Here is an 18,807-nt window from a genome sequence, read left to right as displayed (position 1 = left end):
TGTGCTAGGAACGTCGATTTGATTGGGTTTTTCGTGGGCCAAAATCAGAAGTATTCCCGTATCGTTCCGTATGGTTCCGCGATGCTCTCACCGTCGAATTGGCTGTGCCCTGTTTATATTAGTCCAACAGCAGCCCAACTTCGAAGGTCCGGCATAGGCTCCGCGTGTGTCGGCTGAGCGCACATCTTAGATCACGCGCGTCCTCCGGGCGCGGCTCGACCCTGCAACGGCGAATCTAGGACGATCCGCGCTGCTGTAACGTCGCACGCCCATAGGAATCGAGGACACGGGTGATGCTGCCAATCAGCAGGTCATGCGCGACGGGCTCGATCCGACCTGCCGCAACCTCGGCATCGAGTTGCCCCAGATACTGGCTGATCAAAGGGCGGGGAATGTCCCTGTCGCCCAGAAAATCCAGCAGCGTCTGTGTCGCGTGCTGTGCGTCGGGCGTCGGCCAGTAGTAACGGATGCGGTCGCTGAAGGAGAAGTGCCGCTGCACGCGCTGCTCGTCCGGCGTACCCGGATAGTATTTCTGCCAATTGTCCGGCGAGGCCAGCATGACGCGCTCCATCGCCGCCGGTAGGCTTTCACGGGACGGGTCTGGCGCAAGCACGTCGGCGATGTGGCTCAGCCCGTACAACGCCTCGCGCAGCGCGAAGGTGAGCCAGGGTCCAACCTTGAGGATGGCGAAGCCGTCGCGCACCAGAGCCCCAAGCGCCTCGTTTGGCTGGTAGTCGGTCGAATGCGCCTCGAAGACGAATTGCGGCATGCGCCCGAGCACGGCGACCAGCTGCGTCGCCTTCCGCGGCGCGTAGGCGATGATCTCGGCATTACCGAATTCGACGCCCGGCTGGACGACGACGCCGACCGCACGCGCAAAGGCAGCATCGAGGCCGGCGCGCGAAAATGCCTGTCGGTGGATCTCGACGGTGCGCAGGGCGTCATCGGGTTCGGTGACATGCATATGGTCGAGCGCTTCGAGCGCGCCGCCCGGCACCGGAACTTCGGTGCCGATGATGTAGACCGGTTTCTCGCCGCCAATGCGTTCGACCGCCACCTCGGCGACGGCCGCAAGCGCCGCGGCGCGTGCAGCGATGGTCTCGTCGGCAAGCGCGGCTGGATCGTCGGCGCAAGCCATGCTGGTGTCGAGATGCAGCTTGGTGAAGCCGGCGCCGGCATAGGCGTCGATCATCGCCTTCGCCTTCGTCATCGCCTCGGCGGAAGGAAGATGCTTCCACGGATTGGGACCGAGATGGTCGCCGCCGAGGATCAGGCGATCGAGCGGAAAGCCGGCCCTTTGCGCATGGCCCTCGACGAAGCTGCGGAAGCCGGCGGGCGTCATGCCGGTGTAGCCGCCTTCGTGATTGACCTGGTTGCAGGTCGCCTCGATCAGCACATCGGAACCGCGCGACGCGCCGTGGCGGAGCGCGGCCTCGATCACCAGCGGATGCGCCGAACAGATCGAGGCGATGCCGCCTTTCTCACCCGCGGCGCGCTTCACCGCGATGCTGGCAAATCTCTGCATCGCGGCCCTCACGGCCGGCCCCTCCCGGCGGTGGTTGCGAAAGCCTCAACCTCGGCCAGCGGAAAGATACCTTCCATTGGCCCCTTGCGAGTAACGGCTAGCGCGCCACACGCATTGGCGATCATGAGCGCCTGGGCGGGTGCCGCACCACGAAGCCAGAATGAGACGAAGGCAGCGCCGAAACAGTCACCGGCGCCGGTCGGATCGACCTCGTTGATGGCAAAGCCCGGCAAGGCCACCGTGCCGTGACGGTCGTGGAAGGCGGCGCCGTCGGCGCCCTTCTTGAGGACGACGCAGGAAACGCCGCGCTGCAGGAGGTCGTCGACCGCGCCCTTTTCGTCGCCGGCCGACGAAAACAGGAACAGTTCGTTGCCGCTCGGCAGGAAGACATCGGTTTGCTTGAGCACTTGGTCGAGCGCTTCGCGCATGCCGGAGGCCTGCATGATCTCGCGGCGAATGTTGGGGTCGAAGGACACCGTCCCGCCCTTGGCCTTCACCGTTTGGATCGCCGACAACGCGACATCGGTGGCGCGGTCGGAGAACAGTGACGAGCCCATGATATGGACATGGTCGGCGCCGGCCAGCATGCTTGTCGCAGCGGCATCGATCCCGACCAGGCCGGCGGCGCTGTTGCGGATGTTGAAGACAAAGTGCCGGCTGCCATCCGCCCGGTAGGTGACGAAGGCGGTGCCCGTCGCGTGGCCCTTGTGAACCGCGATCGCCGACACGTCAGCTCCCAGGGTCCGCAGCCGCTCGATGTTCAACTGGCCGAAATCGTCCTCGCCGACCGCGCCGATCAGGCCGGCGGGTTGGCCGAGCGCTGCGGCCTGGCCGATGAAGATGGCGGGCGCGCCGGACGGATAAGGCCCCAGCAGCGGGCCCGGTTCGAGAAAGCTCTGGCCGATACGCTCGGCCATGATCTCGACGAGGATCTCGCCGGCTGAGACCAGCTTCTTCATCGCGGAATTCCTCCCGGCGTCTCGCTCCAGTCCGACTGCGGACTTCAGTCGCGCACAATTGTGCCTGGCGGCAACCGACATCCAGAGTCAATACGGCTTGCACTTTTTGCGCCAATTAATAAATTTACGCGTGGAATAATTTTGTTATACGCGTTAAAACAGCTACAGTTTTCTGTAAAATTTTGCCTTGCGGTTGCACGCCGGCGCACCGTAAGTAGGTGCCGGACAGCACAAGGAACGAGGTTTCCGGAAGGCGGGGAATCGCTGGCGATGAAGCACAAGACGATGGAGGATTTCGCCCGCTCCTGTGGCGTCTCCAGGCCGACCTTGTCGAAATATTTCGACGATCCGACCAGCGTCAAGCCGGCGACGCGAAAGCGCATCGAGGAAGCGCTGCGCTCGTCCGACTACCAGCCCAATTTGTTCGCGCGCAACCTCAACCGCAAGCGTACCCGCAGCATCGGCATCATGGTGCCGACGGTGGCCGATCCCTTCTATTCGGAGATGGTCAGCCGCATAGAACTCAGGCTGCGCGACGAGGGCTACTGGCCGATCGTGATCTCCTCGCACGGCTCGCGCGAACTCGAAGTGGAGGCAACGCGAACGATCCTGTCGCTGAAAGTCTCCGGCGCGCTGATCGCACCGCTCGGCGTGCGCTCGGACCACCGCACGCTGGAAAAGCTGACGAAGGCGATCCCGGTCGTCTATTTCGACACCTATCTCGAAGGCGGGACGCCGTTCGTCGGCAACAACAACGCACAGAGCGTCTCGACCATCGTCGATTATCTTTGCCGGTCCGGCGGCGCCCCGGTCTATTTCGACATCCCGCATGTCAACCACAACTCGCCGGAACGGCTGGAGAGCTATGTCGCCTCGATGAAGCGGCTCGGGCATGAGCCGGTCGTCATCGGCAACACCGAGGACTACACTTGGGATTTCGAACGGATCGGCTACGAGCAGACGGAAACGATGCTCGACAATGGCGGCCTGGCGGGAAAGACCATCCTGTGCAACAATGACCGCTTGGCCTTTGGCGTGATGGCCGCCGCCTATGCGCGCGGACTCAAGATCGGCCGCAAGGGCGATTGCGACCTGCGGGTAGCCGCCCATGACGATCATCCACTCAGCCGCTACACCTGCCCCGGTCTCACCACCATGGCGCAGGACTTCGCCTCGATGGCCGGGCGCAGCGTCGAGATGCTGCTGGCGGTGCTTGAGGAGGACGACACGGCGATCCCACCCAAAGTCAGTCTCGATGCGACGCTGGTGATGCGTCAGTCGGCCTGATCTTTCCCAAAAGCCGAATCGAAGCCGCGCCATGCGGCGACCGCAGCGCCAACGGCCTGTCGCGCTGCCGTGCCATGGCGGCCCATGGAAACAAAACCATGGATCTGGCCTGGCCAACGCCGCAGCACGACCGGCACACCGTCATCTTGCAGACGCCCGGCGTAGGCCTCGCCTTCATCAGCGAGGATGTCGTGACCCGCGATGGCGACGAAGGCTGGCGCCGCGCCCGCGAGGCTTTCCGCCCTGAGTGGCGAGGCGCGCCAGTCGTCGATGTCGGCGGCATAGCGGACATAGTGATCGCGAAACCAGGCCATGGTCGAGGCGGTCAGGCCAAAACCTTCGGCGAAGCGGCGATAGCTGTCCGCCGTCTGCGCGGCATCAGTGTTGGGATAGAACAGCAGCTGCGCGGTCAACGGAATAGGATCGCCCCGCGCGAGAAGACTAAGCACCGTGGCGAGATTGCCGCCGGCGCTGTCGCCGGCAACGGCAATGCGCAGAGCGTCGATGCCGAGATCGCCAGGTGCCTCTTGTATGAAGGAGAGCACGGCGCGGCAATCCTCGACCGCGGCCGGGAATTTGTGCTCCGGCGCCAGCCGGTAGGCGGGCGAAACGACGACGCAAGCCGCCATATTGGCGAACCAGCGGCAGATCTCGTCATGGGAATCGAGATTGCCGATCACCCAGCCGCCGCCATGCAGGTAAAGCAGCGCCGGGGCAGTTGCATCAGGCGCGTCCTGCCCGCGATAGATCCTGAGCGTCAGCGAACCGCCGGGTCCAAGGATGGCGCGCTCAGTGACCGAAGCCACCGGCTCGCGCTCACCCTGCTGGTCCGGAAGGCCTTCTTCGTAGGCACAGCGTGCCTGTTGCGGTGTACCGGTCTCGAATGGCAAGGCGTCGGCCTGCCGGCCGAGCTCGAGCACATGCCGGGCTTCCGGGTCGAGTGGGGACAGGGACGGCGCTGAAGGCGATGTCATCATGGATCTCCCTCCCCATCAGGCAAGCAGACCTGCCGCCTCGTCCTCGCCGAGCAGCGGCGGCTGGTCGACGGTCCCATTGACGGCAATCGAGCCGCGGCTTTCGCCCGAAGCCAGGATCGCCTCCATGATCTCCAGAACATGCAGCGCCAGATCGCCGGAGGCGCGGGGCTTGCGCCCATCGGCCAGCGCCCGCGCAAGATCGGCGACGCCTAGCATGCGGTAGTTGGCGCGGTCGGGTGCGACATAGGGCCAGTTGCGCGCACCGTAGAGTTCGGCCTCGCTGGCGAAATCGGCCCAGTCGTCGCCGCGCGCCGAGAGCGAAACTGTGCCGCCGAATGTGTCGGGATCGGGCAATCGCAGCGAGCCTTCGGTGCCGTGCAGTTCGATCGGATGGTTGGAGTGCTTGAACACGTCCCAGGACGCGCCGAAGGTGACGGTGGCGCCAGAGCGGAACTCCAGCAGGGACAGGATGGTGGTCGGCGTGCCGACCTTGAAGCTGGTGTTCTTGTAAGGACCTTCGGCTGATATCAGACGTTCCTCCTGACCGCGCGTCGCCATCGCCATGACGCGCTCGACCGGGCCGAGCAGGTTGACCAGCATCGTCAGGTAGTAAGGGCCCATGTCGAAGACCGGGCCGCCGCCTGGCTGATAGTAGAATTGCGGATTGGGATGCCAGTGCTCCATGCCGCGCCCCATCATGAAGGCGGTGCCGGTCACAGCGCGGCCGATCGCACCCTCATCCATCAGCCGGCGCGCCCGCCGGCCGGCAGCGCCGAGGAAGGTGTCGGGAGCCGAGCCGAGCTGCAACCGGCGCGCCCTCGCCTCCTCGACCAGCCGGCGGCCGTCGGCGGCCGATGTCGCCAAAGGCTTTTCGGTAAAGACGTGCTTTCCCGCCGAAAGCGCCGAAAGCGAAATGTCGAAATGCGCCGCCGGTATCGTCAAATTGAGAACAAGATCGATGTCCGGGTCGGCCAGCAGCGCGTCGACGCCGAGTGCGCGGATGCCATGCTCCCTGGCGCGCAGCGCAGCCATATCGGCCGAAATGTCGGCGCAGGCGCTGAGCTCTACCCCGCCGAACAGAGCCGCATTGCGCAAATAGGTCATCGAGATGTTGCCGCATCCGATGACGCCGACGCCGAGCTTTGTCTTTGATTTTCTGTGCATTTCAGATCGTACCTCTAACGCGGTCATGGCCTGGCTACGGCAAGGTTCATAGTCGAAAGCCGCTATATAACATTTTAAATCTTGACGCGCGTAAAATTTTTATAGAGCATGTGAAAACGCTGGCGCAGCATTGGAGGCCGCCAGCCTTGAGGAGGAGAACATGACTGACATGAAAAACGGCCAACGGCCGATGCGAATCCCGTGAGTCATGCGCGCACTGGATCTTTCCGTCGCGGTAGGAACCGAGACGGGTTCAGGCATAGATCACCTTGGCCCTGATCCTATCAAGCTGGCTGCGTATTGGACCGGGCAGGCCATCGTCGGTGATCACCACATCGACGGCCGACAGCGAAAATGCCTTGGAGGTCCCGCTGACGCCCCATTTGCTCGAATCGGCGAGGAGGACAACGCGCCGGGCCATGCGAACGAGGTTTCGCTTCGTTCGCGCCATGTCTTCGTTCACGTCGACCACATCCAGTGACGAGTCTATCGCATGCGCTCCAACAAAGACCTGATGCGCTACCAAGCCGCCGAGAGCCGTATCGGCATCGGTGATCAGTGTGCTCACCGTGTCGGGATAGACCCGGCCGCCGATCATATGAACGTCGAGCCCGGGACGATGCATAAGGTGCTGCACGATATTCATGGCCGTGGCCGCGACCACGACATTGCTGAGCGGCGGTAACTGCATGGCAAGCTGCATCAATGTCGAGCCGCCGTCGAAGATGACCGATTGGTTGTCCTCGAAGAGGTCTACCGCCGCCCGGGCGATGCGCTTCTTTGCGTCGAGGTTCGCTTGCATCCGCCGGGCGAACGCGGCCGTAGTCGAATCGGTGGTACGGGTCACCGCCCCTCCACGGGTCTTGGTCAGTAGTCCCTTTCGGTCCAGTATCTCGAGGTCGGAGCGCACCGTGACTTCCGACACGCCAAACCCGTCTGACAGGTCCTTCGTGCGAACCTGTCCGCTGCGTTGCACCTCACCCAGGATCGATTGGCGTCTCTGCTCCGACAACATTGCCCTGCCCTTGCCTCCCTACGCCAAGCAACCGCTCTGGCCTCGGCTCAGCTTAGCAAAAATACGCAAATTCGAAAGCTTTCGAAAGATTGTTTTTCTTATTTCTTTCGGAAACACTGGGTCCAGGATTTTGAAATCAAACGATTGGGGAATTTTGCACTCATGAGCCTAGGAACCAAGGTGCGTCTTGCGCGCCTCTTCTCGCATCCATCGGGGAACCTTTTTGGCGGCGCCGTCGACCACTTCGTCGGCTATGGTGACGTGCGCAAAGGCGGCCTTGCCGACCTGCCGGGAGCGCTTGCACGCGTCATGGCGGGCAGACCCGATTACGTCAGCATCCAGCCTGGCACCGCGCGCCATCTCTGGCCGCAATATGCGGGCAAGGCTTCCCTGGTGATTCAGGCGGGCTGCTTCACTCCGGACGATCGCATCAGCGAGTTGATCGCAACGCCCGAGGATGCGGTGCGCGCCGGGGCCGATGCGTTGGCCGTGGCCATTCCGGTGCGCGGCGCGACCGAGGGCAAATACATACGCTGGCTCACCGATTCGGTAAACGCGGCGGCGCGCTACGGCATGCCTGTGGTGGCGCATATCTACCCACGCGATTTCACCGACGGAGCAAGAATCGTCTTCACCCCCGACGAGATCGCCTATGCGGCGCGCATCGGCTACGAGTCCGGCGTCGACGTGATCAAGATCGGCTACACGGGCGATTTCGAGTCGTTCCGAGAGACCGTCCGGACCTGCCCGGTGCCGGTTGTGATCGCGGGTGGTCCGAAAACCGATACACTGCTCGGCGCGCTTAAGCAGACGGCGGACGCCATCCGTGCCGGCGCACGCGGTGCCGTGGTAGGCCGCAATCTTTGGGGGCATGGCGATCCGGAGAAGGCTGCGCTTGCCTTTCGGGGCGTCATCCATGACGGCCTTTCGGCGCAAGAGGCCCTGGCGAAGGCGGGTGCCTGAACGATGCCCACCGTCCCTTCAATCCTCGGCTTCGGCGCTATTGCGATCGACGACATCGTCTATGTCGATCAGCCGTTGTCGGCGGGCAAGGGGAAGGTTCTGCATAGTGCCCGGTCTTTCGGGGGAAATGTCGCGACGGCGCTAGCCGCCGTCGCGCGGCTCGGCGGAAGCGCCGGGTTCGTCGGATGGTTGGGCAGCGCCGCTGACGATGCCGTGCTGCGCGATCTCGTTGCGAGCGGTGTTGAAACCGAATTCGCGCCGCGCCACCCGGACGCGCGCCCGGTGCGCTCGCGCATTACCGTCGGCTCGGACGGGGAACGGTTCATCGCGTATGACGACGACGCGATGCTGGGCACCGCGTCGGACTTCCCGGACGAGGTCCTCAGCCGCGCGACTGTCCTGATCGTCGATAGCTACGCGATCCGGTCGCTGGATGTCGTGGCTCGCGCTCGCGATCTCGGCCTTGCGATCCTCGGCGATATCGAATGGAGCTGCGGCCCAGCCACGGAGCGGCTGATCGCGCTCTGCGACCATCTCATTCTTCCCCTCGGCTTTGCACGGACTGCCACAGGGCGCCGATCGCCCGCCGAGATGCTCGATGCATTGTGGTCGCCGTCGCGGTCCGCCGTGGTTCTGACCGATGGCGGCAGGGGCGTGTACTATCGCGGGCGTGAAGAGACAGGTCTCTGGCATCTGCCCCCGCACCGGGTGGTGGTCGTCGACTCGACCGGCGCGGGTGACTGCTTTCATGGCGCCTACGCGCATGCCTTGATGCGCGGAGCCGACACCGCAGGCCGGGTGGCATTCGCGGCCGCGGCGGCGGCCCTCTCGATAACGGGGCGTGGCGGGCGCGAGGCGCTTCCGACCGACGACCAGGTCACGGAACTCCTGGCATCGACGAACGCGCCGCCAGCAGTCGAACTGAAAAATGCGTACGTCGATACCGGAACATAGCCTGAAACTATCCGACGAAATATTTCGCAGGTGAACATAAGCCGAGCAAAATTATAAGACTCATTGGCTTATACTTGTGGAGGGAGGAAGATGGCAGAAGTCATTCTAGAGAATATCTGCAAAACTTACGGGAACAATTTTCGCGCAATCGACCAATTGAACTTATCGGTCGAGGACGGCGAGTTCCTGATTCTCGTCGGCCCGTCCGGCTGCGGCAAATCCACCGCGTTGCGAATGATCGCGGGATTGGAGGACATCACAAGCGGCAGCCTTCGGATCGGCGGAGTCGACGTCGTCGACATGCCGCCCAAGGACCGCGACATCGCGATGGTCTTCCAGAGCTACGCGCTCTACCCGCATATGACGGTGTTCGAAAACATCGCCTTTTCGATGCGGCTGGCAGGCAAGCCGAAGGCCGAGCGCAAGAAGCGCGTGGACGAGATCGCCAAAACCCTTCAGCTGACGTCTTTGCTGGACAGCAAACCCGCGAACCTGTCAGGCGGACAGCGCCAACGGGTTGCCATGGGCCGCGCCATGGTACGCGAGCCGGCCGCCTTTCTCATGGACGAACCCCTTTCCAACCTCGATGCGAAACTGCGTGTTCAAATGCGCGCCGAAATCACCAGCCTGCAAAAGCAGCTCGGCGTAACGACCATATACGTGACCCACGACCAAATCGAAGCGATGACGATGGGCGACAGGGTCGCGGTGTTGAAGGGCGGCGTGCTGCAGCAGGTCGACACACCCAAGAGACTGTATGAGTCGCCGGTGAATGCCTTCGTCGCCGGCTTCATCGGTTCTCCGTCGATGAACCTTTTCGAAGCGACCCTAAAGGGCGGCGAGCTCGGTTTTCGCGACTTCGCCATCCGATTGCAGGATGCAGCTTTCGTCGGCAGGCCCGCTCTGAGGTCCTATGAGGGGCGCAAGATCGTGTTCGGCATACGGCCCGAGGATCTTTATGACAGCGGCCTCGAATCCGGCCGCAATTATCAGACGATACCGGCAAAGGTGACTTCGATCGAAGAGCTCGGCTCTGAACATATCGTCCACCTGAACATCGACGCGGTCCGGGTGGACTCCGGCGATCCGGACGCAGCGGAGGATTTTGGCCTGGCATCGAACGCGGTGGCGAGATTCGAACCGGCCAGCGCCATCCACTCCGACTCGGAAATCCGGTTGGCCGTGGATGATGCCAAGTTCCATTTCTTCGATCCCGAGACGCATCTAGCGATCTGAAGATCTGCAGCAGACCGCAGGCGAGAGGGAGGCGCCTGCGAAAGATACTCGCAAGAAGGCTTCTGAATAAACCAGACAATCGTCCGCATTGTGCGGTCGATCTTGTAGAAGGAGGAGAAAATGATGTTTCGGATGCAACCCGCGATGCTGAAAATAGCCGCGGCCGCATGGTTGCTTGGCGCAACCAGCGCCATGGCGGACACGACGCTGGAATTCACCCAATGGTGGGAGCCTGAATTGCCGGCTGGCTCGCTCAGGGCAATCATGGATGACTTCGAGGCCGCAAACCCCGGAATCAAGGTGACATTGGTCAGCGGCCCCTACGCGACCACGCGAGACCAGATCTCGGTGGGTGCCGCAACCGGAACGCTCAGCGACGTCGTCGGTCTCGACGGCGCCTGGGTGAACAATCTGAATGCGCAGAACGCACTCGCCGACATGAATCCGATGATGGATGCGAGTGGTTTCGACAAGAGCCAGGTCGCGGACATCATCAAGGTGGACGGCAAGGCGGTGATGTTTCCCGTGGCCTCCTTCGTTTATCCGGTCTTCGTGAATTTGGACCTCGCCGCCCAGGCAGGCGTGACCAAGCTACCGTCGACCCGCGCGGAGTTTCTCGAAGCCGCCAAGAAGATGACGCACGCCGAAAAGAACCAGTATGGCTGGGTGTTGCCCCTGTCGCTGCAAACGCCATCCGGCGTCCAGAACGACATGATGTCTTGGGTTTGGGCTTCGGGTCAGTCGATGATGGCGAACGGCAAGCCCGCTCTCGAGGGCAAGCCGGTGGTGGATATGCTCACCTTCGTCAAATCACTCAACGACGCCGGCACCATCTCGCCCGGCATCGCCACCAAGACCGAGCAGGAAAAGGTCGAGGAATTCGTCAACGACCGCGTCGGGATGATGATCGACTCGCTCGCGCATGTGAACCTCATCCGCAAACGCAACCCCAAGCTGAACTTCGACCTCATCCCGGTCCCGGTCGTAGAAAACTACACCGGCAAGCGCGGCCTTCCCTATGCCTCCTGGGGCATCGGCATCTCTGCTGCCTCGAAACATCAGGAAGAGGCCTGGAAACTCGTCCAATATCTGATGAGTGAAAAGGTGAACGCCAAGCTCGTGTCGCTTGCAAACGCCTTCCCGGGCAACGTCAACGCCAAACCCGATTTCGTGACCTCGGACAAAGCTTTCGGCAAGGCTTTTGAAATCTTTAAGACCGGTTATCTCGCCAATGAGTTCACGGGCCTGCCGGTGGCTGAAGACCTGATGACCCAGTTCGACGTTCAAGCCCAGAAGATGCTCGCCGGCGAGCAGTCTCCGGAACAAGCTGCAGCCACCGCTCAGAAGGGCTGGATGGCGAAATTCTGATCGGCCTGTTCCCGTTTGCTATGTTCGACCGGGTGGCCTGACTTCGGGCAGGCCACCCGGCAACAACGGATCGGAAATTTGAGATGGACCTGTTTCCGAAGCTTACCTTCTCGCTGAAGGCGTATCCCAAGGTTGGCACATGACCCGGCAAAAGCGCTCCCACCACAAGCTGAAACGAGCGGTCGCACCCTACCTCTATCTGTCGCCCTCGCTGCTCATAATCGGGCTTCTGATGTTGCTGCCGATGGTGACGGTGATTGCCTACTCGTTCCAGAACAGCGCGGTGCTGCGTCGTGACCCGTCCTTTGCCGGACTGAAACACTACCAGGCGATCTTCGACGACCCCGTGTTCTGGGCTTCGCTGTGGCACACGCTCTACTTCACATGCATGAGTGTCATTTTCCACATGACCATCGGCATGGCCTTCGCGCTCATGCTGAACAGCGAGCGCATCAATCCGACGCTGCGCAATATCCTGCGCGTGCTCTACATACTGCCCTGGCTGTTCACCGCAGTGATTATCGCCGTGATCTGGCGCCTCCTGCTTGAGCCGAACGGTGTCGTGAATAGCATTCTCATGCAAATCGGCATCATCGGTTACAAGGTCGAATGGTTTTCCTCGCCCGAGACCGCGCTGCACGCCGTCACCTTCGCCAACATCTGGGCGGGCTATCCGCTTTTCATGGTCAGCCTGCTCGCAGGCTTGCAGGGCATTCCCAACGATTTCTACGAGGCCGCCGATATCGACGGGGCGAAGGCCTACCAGAAACTGATCTTCATCACGATCCCGCAGCTGATGCCGATCATCATCAGCATCTCGCTGCTGGATTTCATCTGGACCATGCAGGTCTTTCCATTGATCTGGATAACGACGGGCGGCGGTCCGATTTACTCGACCGAGGTCCTCAGCACCTACACGTACAAGCTGGCGTTTTCGAGCTACAACCTGTCGCAGGCGTCGGCGAGCGCCGTGGTCATCCTGCTGATCTCCCTCGGCCTGACGCTGTTCTACATCCGCTATCAAAAGGCTCGGTAGTCACCATGAGGAAAAGGCACACGCCGAAAGACAGGCTGATCACCGTCGCGCTGCATGTCGCGCTTGCTGCAGGGCTCTTTTTCGCGGCCTTCCCGATCTACTGGATGCTGAGCAGCTCGTTCAAGTCGAATACCGAAATCTTTGCCCTGCCACCAACCGTCCTGCCGAAGGCCTTCACGCTGGAAGCGTATGCGGCCATCCTTGGCGACCCGGTAAAGCTGCGCTTCTTCTTCAACAGCTACTTCGTGGCCGGGGCGGTGACCGTGCTGACGGTGCTGATCGCCTTGCTGGCGGCCTATGGGTTCAGCCGTTTCAATTTCCGCGGCAAGGGCAGCCTCAACACACTCATCATCAGCACGCAGACGATCCCGCCGATCACGCTTTTGATCCCCTTCTTCGGGCTTGTCGTCTCGTATGGCATCTTCGACACCTACGTCGCACTGATCCTGACTTACCTGGTGTTTACGCTGCCCTACGCGATCCTGCTGATGACGGGATATCTGAACACCTTGCCCCGCGATCTCGATGAAGCGGTGGCTGTCGACGGCGGCAGCAGCTGGACCGCACTCTGGCGGGTGATCGTCCCGATTTCACTGCCTGGTATCGTGGCGACGTCGGTCTACACCTTCCTGTTGTGCTGGAACGAATTTCTGTTTGCGCTGACGCTGACGAAGTCAACGTCCATGCGCACCGTCCCGATCGGCATCCAGCTGTTGATGGGGCAGCACGCCTTCGAATGGAACCAGATGATGGCGATGAGCGTGCTCGGCTCGCTACCGCTCTTGCTCATCTACCTCGTTGCCCAGAGGTTCTTCCTCGCCGGTATGACCGCCGGCTCGGTCAAGTAGGATGTCCCTCCCACAGAGAACTGATGGAGTAGGCCGCGCATCGAAATCGATGGATTGGACCTTCTCTGCTGGCAGGCGATATCGCCGCGGCCTCAAGCGTCGTCATAGCGCCGCTGATCGTGCTGGAGCCGTTCTTCCAGCGCCACATCATCGAAGGGCCTATGCAGGTGGAATCAAGGAATGAAAGGATGAACGTGAAAGACCTCAAAGTCGGCTGCCAGACCTTCACCTGGGAAATGCTCGGAGACCGTTTTGCCGGCGGCCCCGACGACCTGCTCAAAGCGATCGCCGATGGCGGCTATGCCGGCATCGAGATCACCGATACGATGATCGGCCGCTATGCCGGCAAGCCGGCGGAGTTCGCTGCGGCGCTGAAGACATCCGGCCTGACGCTGGTCTCCTTCGCGTTCGGTTCGGACAGCGGCTTCACACTCAAGGAGAAGATCGGCGCCGACCTCGAGACCGCCAAGCGCTGGATCGATTTCGCCGCCGCCTTTCCGGGCGCGATGGTGTCCATGGGCTCGGCCACCGTCGTGTCGGACGGTCCGCGCGACGACAAGTTCGCCATTGCGGCCGAGGTCTACAACAAGGCTGGTGAACTCGGCCGCAGGGCCGGCGTCCAGGTCGCGGTGCACCCGAGCTCGCATCACAGCACGCTGCTCTACGACCGCCTCGATTGCGACCGCATCTTCGGGCTGCTCGATGCCTCGCTGGTAGGCTGGGTGCCGGACACCGGTCACATCCTGCGCGGCCACAAGGATATGGCCGACACGCTCACCACCTATCGCGATCGCATCTGCTACGTGCACCTGAAGGATGTCGACGCGAGCGGCACCTGGGCGATGCTCGGCAAGGGCGTCTGCGACACCGCGAAGGTGATCGAGATCGCCAGTGCGGCACCCAACTTCAATGGCTGGCTGGTGCTGGAGGAAGAGTCCGAGACCGCCGCCGCCGATCCGGCCGGCGCGGTCAAGACCAACCGCCAGACCATGCGCGGCTACGGAGCCTGAGACGATGATCCGCAAGAAAGACCGTCGTCTTCGTGTCGGTGTGCTCGGCTGCGGGCCGATCGCTCAATTCGCGCATCTGGAATCCTGCGTGAAGGCGAGCAATGCCGATCTCTACGCGATCTGCGACGCAGCACCCGATCTGCTCGCACGTATGGGCGCGACCTACGAGCCGCAGAAGATGTATGGCGACTATGACGCGATGCTCGCCGACCCTGCGCTGGAGGCGGTGATCGTCGCCACCTCGGACGCCTATCACGTGCCGATGTCGATCAAGGCGCTCGAGGCGGGCAAGCACGTTCTCTGCGAAAAGCCGATCGGCGTCTCGGTCGAGGAAGGCCAGAAGCTTGCCGACGCGGTCAAGCGCTCCGGCAAGGTGCTGCAGGTCGGCCACATGAAGCGCTTCGACCCGGCTCTCGAAGCGGCGCGCGATTTCGTGCGCGACGAGATGGGCGAGATCCTGGCGCTGAAGGCCTGGTATTGCGATTCCACCCATCGCTACACCAACACCGACGCGATCCAACCTCTGCCCATTACCAGCAAGCTGGCGAGGAAGCCGGCCGGCAATCCGAAGGCCGATCTCAGGCAATACTTCATGCTGGCGCATGGCTCGCATCTCGTCGACACGGCGCGCTTCCTGTGCGGCGAGATCACCGCTGTACGAGCCCGCCTCAACGAGAAATTCGGCGCCTATTGCTGGTTCGTCGAGACCGAGTTCGCCAATGGCGCGCTCGGCCATCTCGACCTCACGGTTGCCGTGCGCATGGACTGGCATGAAGGTTTCCAGCTCTATGGCGAAAACGGCTCGGTGATCGCGAAGACCTTCAATCCCTGGTATTTCCGCGCAAGCGAGGTCGACATCTTCCATGAGAAGGATGCGACGTCGCGCAAGCCGCTTGGCGCAGACGGCCATTTCTTCCGCCGCCAGCTCGAAGGCCTCGCTGAGACGGTGCTCGACGGCAAGCCGATGCGCGGCGCCAATGTCGACGACGGGCTCGCCTCAATCCGCGCCATGGTGGCGATCGCGCGCTCGGTCGAGAGCGGCGAACGCGTCGAGATTGCTGGCGTGACGGGAGCGGTCTGATGCAGATCGGGGTGTTCGCCAAGACCTTCCCGGGCAGCGAGCCGGCCGGCGTGCTGGCGTCGGTCCGTGACGCGGGTTTTGCGGTCACCCAATTCAATCTCGCATGCGCCGGCCTGCCATCGATGCCGGATGATGTTCCCGCAGCGGCGATCTGGGCAATCAATGCCGCAGTCGACAGCTCCGGCGTCGGTCTCGTGGCGCTGTCCGGCACCTACAACATGGCGCATCCGGACAAGCAGGTACGCGACGATGGCTTGCGTCGGCTGGCGATGGTGATCGAAGCCGCCGCAAGGCTTTCCACGCCGCTCGTCACGCTCTGCACCGGAACGCGCAATCGTGACGACCAATGGGCGCACCATCCTGACAATGCCGATCCCTCGGCATGGACCGACATGGCGGTCGAGATGGAAAAGGCGCTCGAACTCGCCGAGCGTCACGGTGTCAATCTTGGGATCGAGCCCGAACAGACCAATATCGTCACCTCCGCTCCTGACGCGATGCGGCTCATCGCCGAGATGGGTTCGAAGCGGCTGCGCATCGTGCTCGATCCGGCAAACCTGTTCGAACAGGCGGATGCCGCGCAGGCGCGCGCCATGGTTGCGGCTGCAGTCGAGCGCACGGCAAGCCATGTCGCCATGGCCCATGCCAAGGACCGTTTCGCCGACGGCCGGTTTGCCACCGCCGGGCAAGGCGTCGTCGACTTCGCCGACTTCATCGCCCGGCTGAAGGCGACAGGTTTCGACGGGCCGTTGGTGACGCATGGGCTTTCGGCCGGGGAAGCGCCCGGCGTCGCCCGTTTCCTCAAGGGGCTGCTGTGATGGCGCGCCCGACGATCCTGCTCCGCGATGGCGCCGCGCTTCGGGTTTCCGATACGGGCGACGGGCTGGCGGTCGTCGTTCAGCACGGGCTGGGTGGCGGCGAGGCGCAGGTTGCGCAGACCTTCCCCACAGGCTTTCGTCGCATCACGCTCGAATGCCGCGGCCATGGCGGCTCCGGCCTTGGCGAGCGACGGCCATTTTCGTTCGAGATGTTCGCCGACGATGTGCTCGCGGCCGCCGACCAGGCCGGCCTCGACCGCTTCGTTGCCGGCGGCGTCTCGATGGGTGCCGCGATCGCGCTCCGCCTCGCCTGCCGCCATCCCGACCGCGTCGCCGCGATGGTGCTGGTGCGGCCGGCGTGGACGTTCACGGCAGCACCGGTGAACATGCAGCCTATAACCGAGGTCGCCGAACTCATCCTCGACCGTGGCGCCGAGAGCGCGCGGAGTATCTTCGCGCAATCCGAGACGGCGACGCGGCTTTACCGCGAGGCGCCCGACAACCTGTCCTCGCTGTTCGGCTATTTCGACCGGCCGGACGCCCACGCCTTTGCGCAGGTGCTCGCCAACATCGCCGCCGACGGGCCCGGGATTTCCGAGCGCGACGCCGCCGCCCTGCGCATCCCGACGCTGGCCATTGGCAACGCCAGCGACGCGGTCCACCCGCTGTCGGCCGCCTATACGCTCGCCGCAGTCATCCCCAATGCGATCTTCGCCGAGATCACCCCCAAGGCGCTCGACAGCGCCAGGCATTTCACCGAATTACACGCCGAGATCTCGGCCTTCCTTCACGCCCACTCGAACGTCCGGAGCCTCATTCCGTCATGACCAGCAAATCTCTCTCAGGCCCCGCCGCGATAGCCGCTCTGCCGCGCAACCGGCTGCTCGGCGAATTCTCGCTGTGGTCGGCCGATCTCGCCAATATGGAGCGCGACCTGAAGCGCATCGAGGCCCATGCCGATCTGCATCACGTCGACGTCGCCGACGCCCGCTTCACCCCCGGCTTGCTGTTCTTCCCGGATCTGGTGGCGCGCATCGCCAAGCTGACGGCGAAGCCGATCCATGTGCATCTGATGGTCGAGGCCGAAATCGTCGAGGCGCAGACGCGGCAGTTCATCGAGGCCGGCGCCGACCTCATCACCATCCATGCCGAGAATGGCGAGGCGGGCTTGCGCGCCGTCAAGCTGGCGCATGAGCTCGGCGCCGAGGCCGGCGTCGTGCTCAGGCTGGAGACGCCGGTCGCGGCAATCGTGCCTTTCTTGCCCGAGGTCGCGTTCGTCACGCTTCTCGGCACTTTGATCGGCGTCAAGGGCCAGAGCCTGTCCGAGCAGGCCTGCCCGCGTCTCATCGAGGCGCGCGCGCTGATCAGGAAAGCCGGCCGCGAGGCCGATATCGTGCTCGCCGCCGATGGCGGCATCCGCCATGAGACGGTGCCGCTGCTGCGCGCCGCCGGCGCCGACACCGTGGTGCTGGGCTCGCTCGCCTTCGGTGACCCTGACCTTGCGCAACGCATCGCCTGGCTGCACGGGCTGAAAGCAGCCGCCTGATGAGCACGCTTGCGCTTGCCTTCGATCTTGGCGGCACGGAGCTGCGCGGCGCGCTGGTCGAGCGCGGTGGCGACGTCGTCGCCCGCGTCTCGGCGCCGACGCTTGCCGTCGCAGGATCGGAGGCGGTGATCGGCCAAATCATCACGCTGGCGGCCATGTTGCTCAAGGAGCACCCACAAGCGAAAGTCACCGGTATCGGCATGTGTGCGCCCGGCCCGCTCGACCCCAAGGCGGGCATCGTCATCGGGCCGCCGACACTGGCCGGCTGGCACAATGTGCCGCTGATCGACATCCTCAGCCGGCAGTTCGGCCTGCCGGTGCGGCTGGAGAACGACGCCAATGCGGCGGCCCTCGGCGAATGGCGCTTCGGCGCCGGCCGCGGCACCGGATCGCTGGTATTCGTGACCGTGTCGACCGGCATTGGCGGCGGCGTCATCGCCGACGGCCACATCTATCACGGCAGGCGCGGGTTGGCGGCCGAGATCGGCCACATGACCATCACCGGCGAAGGCGACCGCTGCTTCTGCGGCGCCGTCGGCTGCTTCGAGGCGGTCGCCTCCGGTACGGCGCTCGGACGCCGGGCGACACGGCTGACCGCGCCGGGCGACGGCTCGCTGCTCCGGCGGCTGTCCAACAATGGCGACGTCTCGGCGCGACACGTCGTCGAGGCCGCGCGGGCGGGTGATGTGGCGGCTCGCCCACTGGTCGAGGCCGAGGCGCGGTGGCTGGGCATCGGCTTCACCAACCTCCTGCATCTCTACTCGCCCGACCTGATCGTCATGGGCGGCGGCCTTTCCAACGGCTTCGACCTCCTGGCACCGACCATCAGGGCGACCGTCGAGCACCGCGCCATGGAAGCCTATCGCGACGTGCCGATCGTTCCGGCCGAACTTGGCGACCGGGCGGGCCTGGTCGGCGCGGCGAGCCTGATCCTATGGGATGGCGAGCCCGGCACGGCGCTGGCGATGGTGCAGAACGAGGAGACGACAACCGGCGCCAGGGAGGCAAGCCAAGGCTGAG

The 18,807-nt window shown here is 63.4% G+C and carries 18 protein-coding genes; 13 read left to right on the top strand and 5 right to left on the bottom strand.

Annotated features, from left to right (window positions below):
- Nucleotides 1–235: 235 nt before the first annotated feature.
- Both NKJ15_RS29315 and NKJ15_RS29310 read right to left on the bottom strand, forming a co-directional pair.
- Nucleotides 236–1,525, bottom strand: coding sequence for a D-tagatose-bisphosphate aldolase, class II, non-catalytic subunit (locus tag NKJ15_RS29315; RefSeq protein ID WP_352819276.1), 1,290 nt, complete (start codon nt 1,523–1,525; stop codon nt 236–238).
- A gap of 8 nt (nt 1,526–1,533) precedes the next feature.
- Nucleotides 1,534–2,484: a sugar kinase gene (locus tag NKJ15_RS29310; protein ID WP_352773587.1), complete on the bottom strand. Its 951-nt coding sequence runs from the start codon at nt 2,482–2,484 to the stop codon at nt 1,534–1,536.
- 264 nt (nt 2,485–2,748) lie between these two features.
- On the opposite strand from NKJ15_RS29310, the gene NKJ15_RS29305 reads away from it, so the two are divergent.
- Nucleotides 2,749–3,771, top strand: coding sequence for a LacI family DNA-binding transcriptional regulator (locus tag NKJ15_RS29305; protein ID WP_352819297.1), 1,023 nt, complete (start codon nt 2,749–2,751; stop codon nt 3,769–3,771).
- Here NKJ15_RS29305 and NKJ15_RS29300 read toward each other — a convergent pair.
- The 3 genes from NKJ15_RS29300 to NKJ15_RS29290 all read right to left on the bottom strand — a co-directional run bounded on the left by NKJ15_RS29300 (nt 3,759) and on the right by NKJ15_RS29290 (nt 6,927).
- A complete protein-coding gene (locus tag NKJ15_RS29300) occupies nt 3,759–4,745 on the bottom strand; it encodes an alpha/beta hydrolase (protein WP_352819274.1) in 987 nt (328 codons plus the stop codon). The genes NKJ15_RS29305 and NKJ15_RS29300 overlap by 13 nt on opposite strands.
- Nucleotides 4,746–4,763: 18 nt before the next feature.
- A complete protein-coding gene (locus NKJ15_RS29295) occupies nt 4,764–5,912 on the bottom strand; it encodes a Gfo/Idh/MocA family protein (protein WP_352819272.1) in 1,149 nt (382 codons plus the stop codon).
- Nucleotides 5,913–6,165: 253 nt separating this feature from the next.
- Nucleotides 6,166–6,927, bottom strand: coding sequence for a DeoR/GlpR family DNA-binding transcription regulator (locus NKJ15_RS29290; RefSeq protein WP_352501408.1), 762 nt, complete (start codon nt 6,925–6,927; stop codon nt 6,166–6,168).
- Between the two features lie 162 nt (nt 6,928–7,089).
- On the opposite strand from NKJ15_RS29290, the gene NKJ15_RS29285 reads away from it, so the two are divergent.
- From NKJ15_RS29285 to NKJ15_RS29230, 12 genes are all read left to right on the top strand, one after another.
- The gene (locus NKJ15_RS29285; protein ID WP_352819295.1) at nt 7,090–7,890 is read left to right on the top strand and encodes a beta/alpha barrel domain-containing protein; all 801 of its coding nucleotides are present in this window, start codon (nt 7,090–7,092) and stop codon (nt 7,888–7,890) included.
- Between the two features lie 3 nt (nt 7,891–7,893).
- Nucleotides 7,894–8,844 (top strand): PfkB family carbohydrate kinase, encoded by a 951-nt coding sequence (locus tag NKJ15_RS29280; RefSeq protein ID WP_352819270.1) that lies wholly within the window; start codon nt 7,894–7,896, stop codon nt 8,842–8,844.
- Nucleotides 8,845–8,934: 90 nt separating this feature from the next.
- Nucleotides 8,935–10,080, top strand: coding sequence for an ABC transporter ATP-binding protein (locus tag NKJ15_RS29275; protein WP_352819268.1), 1,146 nt, complete (start codon nt 8,935–8,937; stop codon nt 10,078–10,080).
- A gap of 120 nt (nt 10,081–10,200) precedes the next feature.
- Nucleotides 10,201–11,448: an ABC transporter substrate-binding protein gene (locus NKJ15_RS29270; RefSeq protein ID WP_352819266.1), complete on the top strand. Its 1,248-nt coding sequence runs from the start codon at nt 10,201–10,203 to the stop codon at nt 11,446–11,448.
- A 139-nt stretch (nt 11,449–11,587) separates the two neighbouring features.
- On the top strand, nt 11,588–12,484 hold the full coding sequence (locus NKJ15_RS29265; protein ID WP_352819264.1) for a carbohydrate ABC transporter permease: 897 nt from the start codon (nt 11,588–11,590) through the stop codon (nt 12,482–12,484).
- Nucleotides 12,485–12,489: 5 nt separating this feature from the next.
- A complete protein-coding gene (locus tag NKJ15_RS29260; protein ID WP_192254565.1) occupies nt 12,490–13,332 on the top strand; it encodes a carbohydrate ABC transporter permease in 843 nt (280 codons plus the stop codon).
- Between the two features lie 188 nt (nt 13,333–13,520).
- Nucleotides 13,521–14,342 (top strand): sugar phosphate isomerase/epimerase family protein, encoded by an 822-nt coding sequence (locus NKJ15_RS29255; RefSeq protein WP_352819262.1) that lies wholly within the window; start codon nt 13,521–13,523, stop codon nt 14,340–14,342.
- A 4-nt stretch (nt 14,343–14,346) separates the two neighbouring features.
- A complete protein-coding gene (locus NKJ15_RS29250; RefSeq protein WP_352685812.1) occupies nt 14,347–15,423 on the top strand; it encodes a Gfo/Idh/MocA family protein in 1,077 nt (358 codons plus the stop codon).
- Nucleotides 15,423–16,241 carry a sugar phosphate isomerase/epimerase family protein gene (locus NKJ15_RS29245; protein ID WP_352685814.1) on the top strand — a complete coding sequence of 273 codons (819 nt, stop codon included), beginning with the start codon at nt 15,423–15,425 and terminating at the stop codon, nt 16,239–16,241. The genes NKJ15_RS29250 and NKJ15_RS29245 overlap by 1 nt, the downstream gene beginning before the upstream one ends.
- Nucleotides 16,241–17,068 (top strand): alpha/beta fold hydrolase, encoded by an 828-nt coding sequence (locus NKJ15_RS29240; protein ID WP_352685815.1) that lies wholly within the window; start codon nt 16,241–16,243, stop codon nt 17,066–17,068. The genes NKJ15_RS29245 and NKJ15_RS29240 overlap by 1 nt, the downstream gene beginning before the upstream one ends.
- Entirely contained in the window at nt 17,065–17,787 is a 723-nt protein-coding gene (locus NKJ15_RS29235; RefSeq protein WP_352587490.1) for a ribulose-phosphate 3-epimerase, read from the top strand. The genes NKJ15_RS29240 and NKJ15_RS29235 overlap by 4 nt, the downstream gene beginning before the upstream one ends.
- A complete protein-coding gene (locus NKJ15_RS29230; protein ID WP_352685817.1) occupies nt 17,787–18,806 on the top strand; it encodes an ROK family protein in 1,020 nt (339 codons plus the stop codon). The genes NKJ15_RS29235 and NKJ15_RS29230 overlap by 1 nt, the downstream gene beginning before the upstream one ends.
- Nucleotide 18,807: the final 1 nt, after the last annotated feature.

It is taken from the genome of Mesorhizobium sp. M0207, from assembly GCF_040321995.1.
Classification (GTDB): domain Bacteria; phylum Pseudomonadota; class Alphaproteobacteria; order Rhizobiales; family Rhizobiaceae; genus Mesorhizobium.
The sequence above is the reverse complement of the archived record's forward strand: the minus strand, read 5'-3'. Positions and strand labels throughout refer to the sequence as shown.